The organism is Candidatus Harpocratesius sp., assembly GCF_054039255.1.
The window spans coordinates 1-12,567 of sequence record NZ_JBPLBG010000049.1 but is presented as its reverse complement, the minus strand read 5'-3'; the positions used below and the strand labels follow the sequence as shown (position 1 = coordinate 12,567).

7 protein-coding genes and 1 tRNA gene are annotated in these 12,567 nt (G+C 32.8%); 4 read left to right on the top strand and 4 right to left on the bottom strand.

What is annotated here, in order from left to right:
• The first annotated feature begins 85 nt into the window (after positions 1 to 85).
• A complete protein-coding gene (locus tag ACXLDF_RS11570) occupies positions 86 to 1,042 on the top strand; it encodes a GTP-binding protein (RefSeq protein ID WP_457558690.1) in 957 nt (318 codons plus the stop codon).
• A gap of 51 nt (positions 1,043 to 1,093) precedes the next feature.
• Here the strand turns inward: ACXLDF_RS11570 and ACXLDF_RS11565 are convergent, their stop codons facing one another.
• Both ACXLDF_RS11565 and ACXLDF_RS11560 read right to left on the bottom strand, forming a co-directional pair.
• On the bottom strand, positions 1,094 to 2,218 hold the full coding sequence (locus tag ACXLDF_RS11565) for an SIS domain-containing protein (RefSeq protein ID WP_457558689.1): 1,125 nt from the start codon (positions 2,216 to 2,218) through the stop codon (positions 1,094 to 1,096).
• Positions 2,215 to 3,156 (bottom strand): hypothetical protein, encoded by a 942-nt coding sequence (locus ACXLDF_RS11560; RefSeq protein ID WP_457558688.1) that lies wholly within the window; start codon positions 3,154 to 3,156, stop codon positions 2,215 to 2,217. The genes ACXLDF_RS11565 and ACXLDF_RS11560 overlap by 4 nt, the downstream gene beginning before the upstream one ends.
• 517 nt (positions 3,157 to 3,673) lie before the next feature.
• Between ACXLDF_RS11560 and ACXLDF_RS11555 the strand changes: the two genes are divergently transcribed.
• Positions 3,674 to 4,963 carry a Cdc6/Cdc18 family protein gene (locus ACXLDF_RS11555; RefSeq protein ID WP_457558687.1) on the top strand — a complete coding sequence of 430 codons (1,290 nt, stop codon included), beginning with the start codon at positions 3,674 to 3,676 and terminating at the stop codon, positions 4,961 to 4,963.
• Between the two features lie 56 nt (positions 4,964 to 5,019).
• Here the strand turns inward: ACXLDF_RS11555 and ACXLDF_RS11550 are convergent, their stop codons facing one another.
• Both ACXLDF_RS11550 and ACXLDF_RS11545 read right to left on the bottom strand, forming a co-directional pair.
• Positions 5,020 to 5,745 carry a hypothetical protein gene (locus tag ACXLDF_RS11550; protein WP_457558686.1) on the bottom strand — a complete coding sequence of 242 codons (726 nt, stop codon included), beginning with the start codon at positions 5,743 to 5,745 and terminating at the stop codon, positions 5,020 to 5,022.
• A 7-nt stretch (positions 5,746 to 5,752) separates the two neighbouring features.
• The gene (locus tag ACXLDF_RS11545; RefSeq protein ID WP_457558685.1) at positions 5,753 to 7,873 is read right to left on the bottom strand and encodes a metallophosphoesterase; all 2,121 of its coding nucleotides are present in this window, start codon (positions 7,871 to 7,873) and stop codon (positions 5,753 to 5,755) included.
• 365 nt (positions 7,874 to 8,238) lie between these two features.
• Here ACXLDF_RS11545 and ACXLDF_RS11540 point away from each other — a divergent pair, with 365 nt between their 5' ends.
• Both ACXLDF_RS11540 and ACXLDF_RS11535 read left to right on the top strand, forming a co-directional pair.
• Positions 8,239 to 11,943, top strand: coding sequence for a DNA polymerase II large subunit (locus tag ACXLDF_RS11540; protein ID WP_457558684.1), 3,705 nt, complete (start codon positions 8,239 to 8,241; stop codon positions 11,941 to 11,943).
• A gap of 118 nt (positions 11,944 to 12,061) precedes the next feature.
• Positions 12,062 to 12,172 (top strand) — tRNA-Ser (locus ACXLDF_RS11535).
• Positions 12,173 to 12,567 lie beyond the last annotated feature (395 nt).

The following is a 12,567-nucleotide window of genomic DNA, read 5'->3' as shown; positions in this document are numbered from 1 at the left end:
TTCTCAGCATCTGTAAAAGCAGTGAGCAAAAATTTATAAGGGATTTCAATGCAAAGATCAATATACTGTTAGGAGTCGCTCAACATTGGTTATAATTGCAGATGGAAGATATTCTCTTCCCGAACATCTCTTGTACTCGAAAACGCAACATGTTTATGTCGATCGGGTCAAAAAAATTGTTGGATTGGATCAGATAGGTTATGCATTCTTGAAAAAACCAACAGAATTAGCAATTCTCTCTGAAAATTCAGTAAAAATAGGGGAACCTTTTGCAGTGATCACAACTGCAAATGGAATTACTACATTAAATTCTCCTTGCACAGGAAAAATTAAAAATGTAAATCGAAACGCCCTTCAAGATATGGAAAGTGATACATACTCTCTTGGATATATTCTTGAATTTGAAACTATTGAAGAGGTACAAGAAGATTTGATTACTGGTGCAGATATTGAAACTTGGGCAAATCATGAAGTAAGATCGCTGTTAAAAAATGAATATTCATTTAAAATTATTGAAATTGGAGATTCAGCTACAGGAAAAACCGCCATTAAAGTGCGATTTACTGATGATTACTTTAAACAAGATTTGAAAACTACATTAGGAGTCGATTTTGGAAGTAAAGAAATAATTTGTACTTATACACCAAATGACACCTTATATTCAGGAACTTATCGATTTCGAGCTAAAATCAATCTGTGGGATGCTGCAGGTCAATCACATTATGATAAAATTCGAGGAATATATTATCGAGACGCTAAAGGTGCTTTATTATGTTATGATGTGAATAATCCAGTTTCTTTTCAAAATTTGGATAAATGGTTAGAAGAATTAGAGGAAAATGTTGGTCAGATCCCTACACTTTTGGTTGGTAATAAAATAGATTTAGAAAGGAAAGTACCTCGAGAAGATGCCATACAGTATATCAAAGATCATGATTTAACAGGATTTATTGAAGTATCAGCAAAAACTGGGGAAAAAGTTGAAAAAGCATTACAAGAGTTGGCAATTGAAATCTATAAACGAGAGGAGAATCTTTCTTAACTATCAAATTCATACTTTTTAATGAACTTATTCGCACTAGTGATCATTCAATTATTTTTGTTTAAGTAATCCTTTTTTTTCTGCAATTTTCAATAGTACAAACTGTAAAATAAATAACTCGAATATAGGCGATAATTCTGGAATTTTTGAAGTGAAATCAACCAACGAAATTCTCTTATTTTTTCTAAGAGTTTCAGAAACAGCAGGGTTGTTACTTAAAACCAGCACCTTCCCTGCTCGTTCTAATATTAATTTGACCAATCGATATATTGTGGCTTCATTTGTCGTTCGATCACCAACAAACAAAAGAATCCTAATTTCCCTTGGATAAATCTTTTTTTCTAAAATTTGAAATGGTCCATGGAAAAAATGAGAAATATAAATACCTTCAGTAAGAAGTCGAGTAAAACTCTTTGCATGTAGTGCGCTTAATGATGCTGCTGCCATAGAAGCAGGATCTCTCGAAATAATATATAAATCATCAAAATCACCTAAAAATGATTCAATATATTCAGTGGGCTTTTCCCAATTTTCACGATAGGTAATTAAATCAGACAAGAATGTGCGAATTTTTCTTTGGATGGATGAATTTACAGCCTCTTTTCCTAATAAAATCCGTGTAATTAAATAAACTATGAATAATGTATTAATAAAGGATTTTGTCCCTAACACTATCTCACTGGAAACAAACATTGAAAACCGATTTGAAATAAATGAAGCCAAAGGCGTATTTGGGTTATTTGTAATTAGCCAAACAGTTTCTGGTGAAATTTTTGATAAACGTAAATGATCTACACATTCTTGTAGAAATCGTGATTTTCCTGATTTAGATATAAAAATATAAAGAGCTTTTTCAGGCTCTTGAGGGAGCATATAATCGAAAAATTCACTTAATTCTACACAGTAAAGAGAAAATGAAATATCATTCTGATTAACCATCATCATTTGAGAAGCGATTTGGCTGGCAAAATAACTGTATGTATTCCCAATGAAAAAAACTTTAGAAATTTCATAATCCACGAGAATTTTCTTCAATTTTTTAAAAAGTGAAGAAAATTTACCACTGAAATAATGATCTACGCAGTTCTGTAAACTTTCAATTTCATTAAAAAAATCGTCTCGAATTTGTTGAAATGAATATGGCCAATTAAATGATTCATTCTTTTTTGATGTCACTCAATCACCCCCCGACGAAGCGCTTGATCAAGGAATAGGTAATTTAAAACAACCATTTCAAATATTGGAGCCAAAAAGGGATTTTGAGTGGTATGTTCAAATACCCAGACATTTCGATTAGCCCGACCTAATGAAGATAGAGCACGACTATTATTAATTAAAATAATTCGACCTGATCCAAGTTTTTTACTTGCAATATTTATTAAATTTACTGTATCTTCAATACTGGTTTCATCACTGACCAATAAGATGCAACGAAAGGAGTTGTTGATTATTTGAAAAGGTCCATGAAGAAATAATCCAATAGAAATTCCTTCTCCAAAAAGTCGTAAATATGCCTTGCTATTCAAAGCCCCTTGATATGCAACAGATAAACTTGTACCTTTTGAGATGAAATACAGAAAATTGTAATCCACCCCCAAAAAATCATTTAAACTCGATACATGATATTCCCAATCTTGTTGATAAAATTTAATTTCAAATATCATTTGTCGAATTTCATCTTCTATTGATTTTGGAATTGGATCTTGATTCATAAAAGCTCTTGTGAGAAAATACAACACCAAAATATCTGCAGGGAAAGAATTAGAACCAATAACTTTTTCATCACCACAGAGAAGAGGAAAATAAAAATTACAATTGGATTTTAATTTAGGGTTATTAGACACAACCCCAATTTTTTGATGATCAATCTCAAATTTATGAAGTTTTTCAATACTTTGATATACTTGTGTGGAACCTGTGCGTGTAACAAACATAAAAACTGCATCTTTAGCATATTTATGAGGGTGACAATATGTAACAAATTCATCTGGTTCAATAAGAATACATTCTCTGGATTTCACTTGTTTTGCTTGTAATATAGAAACTTCAATAGAAGAATTAATATAATAATAGGGTATTAAGGAAGCAAAATAATTATAACTGTGTCCAATCAAAATCAACCGGTGAATATTATCAGTATTGCAGAAATTTCGAAATGATTTTAAAATTTGTTTCCCTTCGGGAGAAATATAATAGCGGAGACATCGTAGTAGGGTGGGCGGAATGTTTAAAAATGATTCTAATGCGTCATGGAAAAGAATTTTGATCAATTATCCATTATATTGAAGGCATTTAAATATTATACGTAATCTCTTCTAAAATTAAAAATATTTGGTTAATAAAGATCTTTAATAATGCTCTTATCTAAATGAAATTATTCTTAAACAAACATTTTTGTTTTTTTTCATAGAAGATCCCATCACTTTTAAGGTTTTTTCCATAAAATTCATAAAGATATTAACGAGAACATTAAAATTTTAAACGATTAATCAGTGATATCTTCTTTATTTTCCAGATAATAACTTATCCATTAACAACCGCACTTAAATAGCATCTCGACAAAAAAGAAAGTATGATTTAATTCTTTCCTTTTTGGTAAGGAAGAATGAAATAAAAGAGATGTGTGTGATAATGTTTGACATTGATAATTATTTCAAAGATTTTATGTCGAAAGAAGAGATATTCCATGAACGTGATGTGTTACGCCCTGAATTTGTACCATCATTATTACCTCATCGCAATCATCAAATTCAGAAAATTGCTGAAATTGTAGCATGCAGTCTAAAAAATTCCATGCCCTCCAATATTTTTATTTTTGGTAAGACTGGAACAGGGAAAACAGCAGTAATAAATTATGTCAGTAAGCATTTAAATCAGCAATGTCGTAAAGCAAATATTCCTGAAAGTAAATGGATCTTTTTAAATTGTCAAGAAGTGAATACAGGATATCGCGTATTAGCTAAAATTTGCGATGAAATTGATCCTAATAATCCCGTTCCAATAGCCGGTTGGCCGATTGATGTGGTTTTTGATACTCTTATTGAAAAAATCAATACAAACCTTCAAGGAAATTGCTTCATTATACTTGATGAAATTGATGTACTTGTTAAAAAGGCTCGAAAATCTCAAGATGTATTATATAATCTGGTTCGAATCAACTCTCATTTGAAATCTACTAAAGTAAATATAATAGGTATTTCAAATGTCCTTAATTTTAAAAGCGCTTTAGATCCTCGAGTTTTAAGCAGCTTGGGTGAAGAAGAAATTGTTTTTCCTGCATACAATGCTTTGGAAATTAAAGACATTTTGGAACAGCGCGCTGAAAGAGCATTTTATCCTGATGTACTCGATCCAAGTGTAATTCCGCTTTGTGCAGCTTTAGCCGCCAAAGAACATGGTGATGCACGAAAAGCATTAGATTTACTCCGAAAAGCAGGTGAATTTGCAGAACGTCGAAATGCAAAGCAGGTTACTATCGACCATGTGTATTTTGCTCAAGATAATATGGAAAAAGATAAAATGAAAGAATATTGTGAAGCACTTCCCCTACAAAGTAAAATGATCCTTCTCAGCATCTATCAACTGGAAAAACATTTAAATCAAGAAACAATTATCACCGGCGATATTTACAATACATACTGTGAAATGGTTGAATTAATTCCAGGATTAAATAAATTGACCCAGCGCCGTGTTTCAGAATTGATTCGTGAGTTAGATCTCTCTGGTATGATTAATGCAAGGGTAAAATCTACAGGAAGATATGGACGAACAAAATTTATAAAATCTAATGTACCTTTAAGAGATTTACAAGATTACTTACAAAATGAATCAAGAATTGCAGATTTGATGAATATACCACCATCATGCATTCGGAATAAATTTGCTCGATTTGGCGGTAAAAAATTCAGAAAGTTAATGTAAATATTTGTAGAATAAGTAAAATAAGTAAAGCTAAAGTAGAAAAAATAGCTTCTTTTTTATATATTAATTTCTGCAGAAAATATCCAAGATTCCTTTGTTTGAGCAATTCTTTTAAGTAGTCTAAGTGTAATTTCTGGATATTTGAGGTTTATTTTCAAAATTAAACGAGCCAGATGAGGACAAAAAGATTTCTCTTTTGCTCGATATTGCTTAAATTCAGGACATACATGCTGTATAATCTTGCTGGATGAATCAATCTGAAAGGGATAATCTTTAATTTTCCCAGAAATAAACAGTTTTAACTCATCTGAATTATTTGTATTATCCAAATCTCCCGAATTCCTAATATCTTCTAGATTACTTTTATCAATTTTCACTCTCGAACTAAGGATTCTTGATGCTCTATTATGAACTAATGGATCAACCAAATCTTGATAATAAACTGAAAAAATGTCTTCCTTACTAAATTGAAGAGGTTTACGCCAACGTTTACGCAAAACTTGAAGCATTTTTTTAGTTTTTGTAATTCCTCCTTTCAACCATTCATTATACTTAGTTTGTAAAGTTGAATTTAAACGAACTAAATCTGTGATTGGATCATAGACTAAAAGTTTCTTATCAATAGCTTCTTGAATAGTTGCTTTTGTTTTCTGCAAAGAAAAAGTAAATAATTCAAAAGCGATAAAGTTTTGTAATTCATCTCTATTTATCTCAGTTCGATCAATTATTTTCCACCAATACAATAAAAGTTGATTCAATTCGCTGGGAGGTTTCATCACCATTTTCTTTTCACCTATTACCAGCCAAATCAATAACCTTGGCTTGTAACTTATCTTTCATATTTATTACTGTAGGTTTGCCGTAATCTGGTAGAATTCCAAGACTATCCATAAATTCTGTCTGATCTTGAAAACAGCCAGAATTAACTAATAAAATACCGTGATATTTACCAAATCCGTTTTTGTGAAGATGTCCAGTATGTAGAATATCAGGTAATTCATCTAATACAAACCAATTTTTTTCTACAGGAGCAATTTCAGTCTTTTTCCCATAAGTTGGAACAAGATCGCGCGCCCGGATATATTCTTTCATAGTATTATATGGATCTTCATTTGTCATTCCCGGAATGGCCATATTCAAATCAATTAATGAAGTACCATGAAAAAGCTGCGTTTTTATTCCGTGTAAACTTACCATAGCAGGATTTCCTAAAAGTTTATACTCTTTATCATATAAAGGTTTGGCAAAATCTTTAGACAGAGCCGGTGCGGGTACCGCTTTCCGAACAGCATCATGATCTCCTGGTGTTAGAATTATCTCGATATATTCAGGTATTTCAGCTAAATACTCAGCACACGCTTCGTATTGTTTATAAATATCTTTAATTCGCAGATGTTTTTCTTGGTTGGGATAAACTCCAATCCCATCTACAATGTCTCCTGCAATGCATAAATATTTTATTTTTCCTGCTTGTGTTCTTTGACGATCGTTTCCTACCTTGCAATTTAAATAATCAACAAAGCGATACCAAATCTTTTCCAACCACTCAACACTACCAAAATGAGTATCAGATATCAAGCACATAGCAATATCTTCTTCAGGACACTGCACTTTATGGGTATTGGGAGAATCTGGAAAAATAATATCATTAACTAAAATAATACGTGAGTTAGTTTTTTCATTTACGCTGAGATAACCATCGATAATAACCACATGATCAGGCAATAGATAATCTACTAGCTGATAAACTTCAGAATGTTTTTGTTGAACCAAGGTCATGCACTGTCCAGTCGTATCCTCCATTTCAATCAGATAATTTCGAGATCCTGTTTGCCTCTTATCGATAACCATTCCAATAAATTTAACTTCTGTTGAATTTTCCAAGCGATTAATCATATTAATTGGGAGAAGTCCACCTGATTCTGGTCGACGTTGGAGAATTTGAGAAAGTTTTTCAAATTTATCTCTCTGAACACTAAGAAATTCTGCGATTTTTCCTTCTGTATGAAGTTTTCCAGTTGGATCTTTTAAAATTTTCACTTCTGCATCATATTCTGAAGCTATTGGCTTGAAAGTTGAAGTCCCTGAATGAAATTCCAGAGTTTCCCATTCTTTACGCTTTTGAATCCGTATTTTTTGCAGTTCAAGATCATCTGAAGAAATTTTTGGTGAGATGGACGATTCCGAAGCATTTTCTTGATTATTTTTTATAGAAGTTATATTGTTTTTTACTGAGTAAATTGATTCTGAAATTTCTTTAGTTTTATCAGTATCATCATTAGGAGGATGCAAAATAGGATTTTCTTCAACTGGAACTTTAGGATTAGGCGCTAATATTGCTTGTTTTACAGGTTTTTCTTTATTATTATCAAGTGAAACTTCAATTGAAGAGAAAGCTTCCCCGATAATATCATCCATTTCGGGAATATCAAAATCAAATTCTGGATCAAGATCTAAAGAAGAATTATCATTAGGTGAAAAGCTATTTTGATCCTTTTTTTTTATTCGTTTTTCTTTCTCTTTTTCTTCTTTTTCCTGTTTTTTTATATTTTTTTTTTTTGTTTCCTTTTCTTCATTAATTTCCTTTCCAATAATTGTATTATCCTTTTTTGTATTAATATTGGTTTTGATAATACTTTTTTCTACATCTTTATTGGCATTTCTAGGAACGTTGTTATCAATAATTCCTTTAAATTTCCTCCATTCGGTTTGAAGAACATCCTCAGATAAATAAGAACTAAAACTCGGCAAGAAAGCAATCTTTGATAAAAATTCTTCGATTTCCTTATCAGATACACCTAATTGAGCAAAAAACCATAATGCTTGAGGATCAATATTCATTCCAGAATGTAAAACTACATTTAATACATGCATTAGTGCGAGATCCATTGGTTGTTCTGATAGTGTCATTTTATTTCCCCTATATTTTAAGGTGCTAAAGATATCCTTTCTATTATTCAGAAATATTTATTTTTTATAAATTAAGCACTTTACGGATTTTTTAGGTTGCAAATCACTGTATTCCATATACACGCTAGATTTTCCAGTTAAAAAAAAGATTAATCACTTAATTAAAGAAGATTAATCACCTATCCATATAAAGTGATAGATCTTTACTACTTTAGTTAATATTCACTGTGATTCCTTTTTTATGCTGATATTAACCATTCATTAATACTACATAAATCATGCGGGTGCCTATTTATTTTTATAATAACGCTGATATTTTGCATCTGCAAAAATAATTTTCTGATTTGATACCCATGCCTGTCGTAATGAGTGATAAATACCGCAAATATTTTGATCAAATTGAGCGTGATGTTGAAAAAATATATCATGTAGCACAAGAAGCCCGAAAAATTGGAGTGGATCCTGTTCCTAAAGTAGAATCACCACGCGCTCGAGATATGGCAGGTCGGGTAGAAAAATTAGTTGGCCCGCCAGGAATTGCCGATCTCCTCCGACGATGGAAGGAAGAAGGCGCAGATCAAGACGAACTTTGTTTTCGCTCTATGGATTGGCTTATCGACGGAAAATTAGGTGATTTTTCTCAAGAAGAAAAAGTGGATCGATCCATCCGTCTTGCTTTGGCCATAAAAACTGAAGGTGTTGTTTCCGCTCCTTTAGAGGGAATTGCCAAAGTTGTTATACGAGATAATAATATTGGAGGAGAACCTTATTTATCGCTTTACTTTGCTGGACCAATCCGCGCTGCAGGTGGAACAGTACAGGCATTTGCGGTTTTATGTGCTGAACATGTGCGACAAAAAATGGGAATTGCCAAATGGATTGCAACAGATGATGAAGTAGGTCGGTTTGTGGAAGAAGTCAAATTATATGACCGTATTATGAATTTGCAATATCCTTCCACCAATGAAGAATTGGCTTTTGCAGTGAAACACCTGACTGTTGAACTTAATGGTGATCCAACCGAACAACGTGAAGTTTCTGCCCATCGAAACTTACCAAGAATTGAGACAAATTTTGTACGTGGAGGTCCTTGCTTAGTTTTAAATGATGGAGTATTGCTCAAATCCAAGAAAATTTTGCGAATTATCGACAAACGTAAAATTCCAGGTTGGGAATGGCTTTTAAAACTAAAAAAATTAGCACATGCGGACAATAAAGCGAAAATTGAAGATGAAGGAAAAGACAAGGCAAAAGATTACGGCGGCGATACTTACAAAGGCAAAAAACAGCGTGATGAAGAAGAAACTAATACATCTAAACAGAATTCAAATCAATATGTAGATGAAATTACACCAGTAATTAAACGACGTCAAAAATTGACAAAAAAGAATCCACCATTAAATAAATATATTGCCGATATTATAGCGGGTAGACCAGTTTTTGCATATCCTTCTCAAATTGGGGGTCACCGAATTAGGTATGGTCGTTCTCGTAATACAGGATTAGCTGCTTGCGGAACTCATCCTTCTCAAATGATCTTGCTCGATCAATTTATGGCAATTGGAACACAAATCCGAATAGAACGACCTGGAAAAAGCGGGTCAACTATGCCTGTCACTTCAATTGAACCTCCTATAGTATTAATGAAAGATGGTGAAGTAAAACAACTTTGGGACCCACGTGAAGCAGCTAAAATTCAAAAAGAACGTCTAGCTGCAAAAATACTGTTTTTAGGAGACATGCTTTTTGGATATGGTGAATTTGTAGAAAATAACCATATTATTTTACCATCTGGCTACGTAGAAGAATGGTGGGCCGTTGAATTAGAAGAAAACGCAAAAGCTAAAATAGATCTATTATCAACGAAAGCAAAAAAAACTGGTATAAAAGATGTTTCTGCGACTGATTTTCTTAAATTTATCAAAGATCCCTTCTCTAAAATCCCCACTGGTAGGCAAGCCGTTGAATTTGCAGCACAATATCAAGTTGGAATCCATCCTCGATACTTGGATCATTGGGGAAATGTAAACGGAACTGAATTACTGCAAATTCATGAAGCATTAAGAATAAGTTTAATTAATCTTTTGAAAGAAAATAAAAATCAACCATTATCTGAAATTTCTTATGATAATTTAGAAAAAATCTTTGAAAATGGGTTACATATCCCCAACATTCCAGAGGTAAAAAATGCATTAGAACATGCCTTTGTAGTGCATAAAGTTCATCCACAAGGCATTTGGATAGACCCAAATCGTGCATTCATCTTCTACGAAATCTTAGGGTTTGGCCAATCAAGTAAAATCTCAGAAAAAGATAAATACTCCAACCTTTCTAATATTCCCAAGTTTACACGACTCTCTCGTTCATTAACTGCACTAGAACTCTTCTCCCATTTAACTACTTTAAAAGTTCCTGATAAAGCGCCATACTACATGGGTAGCCGAATGGGAAGACCAGAAAAAGCTAAAGAACGAAAGATGAAACCACCAGTCCATTCTCTATTTCCAATCGGACATGATTCGAAACTTCAACGCAGCTTTCAAAATGCCATTGGAGCCCCCAAAATTGAAGTTGAAATCTGCCAAAAAATTTGCCCCCAGTGCCATTCTATCACTTTTTTTAACTTATGCCCAAAATGTCAAGTGCCAACAGTACTGCAAAAAATTTGCCCACGATGCAATAAAATGTACGATATATCTGTGGGAGAATGTCAATCTTGTGGAAGTCATCTTGCATCAACTTCTACAAAAACCTTTTCCTTGAAAAAGTATTTTGAAATGGCTGCAGCAAAAATACCTAAAACCATCCCTACTATTAAAGGTGTCAAGGGAATGTCTTCAGAATATAAAATACCTGAACCTATCGAGAAAGGGATACTGCGCGCCATCAACAATGTTTATGTGTATAAAGATGGTACCATTCGGGCAGATGCTACTGATATTCCACTTACCCATTTTACTTGTAGAGAAATTAATACACCAGTTGAAAAAATCCTTGAATTAGGATATGATGTTGATATATACGGAAAACCAATTACAGATGAAAATCAGATTATTGAGATAAAGGTTCAAGACGTTCTGCTCACTCATCATTTAGGGGATTATTTCGTCAATGTCGCTAATTTTGTTGATGATGAATTAGAATACTTATATCATCAACCCCGTTTTTATAATATCCAAACTAAATATGATTTGGTCGGGCACTACATGGTTGGATTAGCCCCACATACATCAGCCGGTATCATTGGCCGCTTGATAGGATTCACACATGCTGAATCAGGATATGCACATCCCTATTGGCATGCAGCAAAACGGCGCAATTGTGACGGTGATGAAGATGGAATTATGCTTTTACTCGAATGCCTCCTTAATTTTTCGCTTTATTATCTCCCATCCTCTTTAGGTGGAAAAATGGATGCTCCATTGGTTATTTCATTGCTATTAGATCCTAGAGAAGTTGATGGAGAAAGTCATAATGTTGATTACATGGCACGTTATCCCCTTCAATTCTATCTTGATGCTCAAACCTATTGTAAACCAAAATTGAAGTACATGAAACTGTTTGCAGATTATCTTGGCACAGAAGCTCAATTTGAAGGTAGCATGTTCACACACCCAACTCAATCAATAAACATCGGTCCCCGAAAATCCATGTACTCCGTATTAGGAACAATGGAAGAAAAAATAGATTCACAACTATACTTGGCTAAAACAATTCAAGCTGTTCAAGTTCAAGATGTTGCTCGTAAAGTAATATCATCCCATTTTGCACCTGATATCCTTGGTAATTTGCGTGCATTTTCAACTCAAGGATTTCGTTGCCCAAAATGTGGAAGTAAATATCGACGTATTCCTCTTATTGGTCGTTGTGCCAAATGTGGCAATGATTTGTTAATGACGGTTCATCCGGGAGGAATCACAAAGTATCTCTCTAAAGCTCAATCATTCATTACAGATTTTGCATTAGGTGATTATACGGAGCAAAGATGGAAGTTAATTGAACGAAATGTGAAAGATTTAACCGATAACCCACGAGTAAAACAAAAATCAATAGTTTCCTTTTTTAAGTAATGTTTCAATCAAATCTCCTCTTTTTTATTTTTATAAAATACGAAAAATTTTTTAGAAGTACAATATTTATTAATTTGCAGTTTACTTTAAGGATTTATAATTTTTTCAAAATTTTCGAGCACGCGTAGCCAAGTGGTCGAGGAAACACATACTTTCCACCAAAACGGCGCTGGACTTGAGATCCAGTAGGCATCCGCCTTCATGGTTTCGAATACCATCGCGTGCGCCAATTTCGTTTTTTCTTGAATATTTTGGCCCAAATTTTCGTTTTATTATAATCTAAGGTATGTTCAATCTTGTAATTTAATATTATTTGATGTAAAACTATTTTTAAAAGAGTATGAAAATCATTTTCAACGTAATTCTATATTTTATTCATTCAAATTCATTCATTAATCAAGTATCTAAAAAATCCTATTCTTCTATTTGTTTCCATATTATTCCATAAGATTCAATTGGATAATATAGTAATACAGATGAAAAAGATAATATAGATTGAAATGTCGAATCCTTCCAAAGATAATTTAACAAATGCTCAATTAACAAAAGAAAGTTGATTGTGCGAATAAGTTTTTTGATTTCTCAAATCCTAAAGCAAAATCTCGTCATTTTTGGTTGCAGAGA

What these genes read in the sequence shown, in the direction of transcription:
- ACXLDF_RS11540 (WP_457558684.1), top strand. Translation starts at nt 8,239, where the DNA reads ATGAGTGATAAATACCGCAAATATTTTGATCAAATTGAGCGTGATGTT.
- ACXLDF_RS11555 (WP_457558687.1), top strand. Translation starts at nt 3,674, where the DNA reads ATGTTTGACATTGATAATTATTTCAAAGATTTTATGTCGAAAGAAGAG.
- ACXLDF_RS11550 (WP_457558686.1), bottom strand. Translation starts at nt 5,745, where the DNA reads ATGGTGATGAAACCTCCCAGCGAATTGAATCAACTTTTATTGTATTGG.
- ACXLDF_RS11545 (WP_457558685.1), bottom strand. Translation starts at nt 7,873, where the DNA reads ATGACACTATCAGAACAACCAATGGATCTCGCACTAATGCATGTATTA.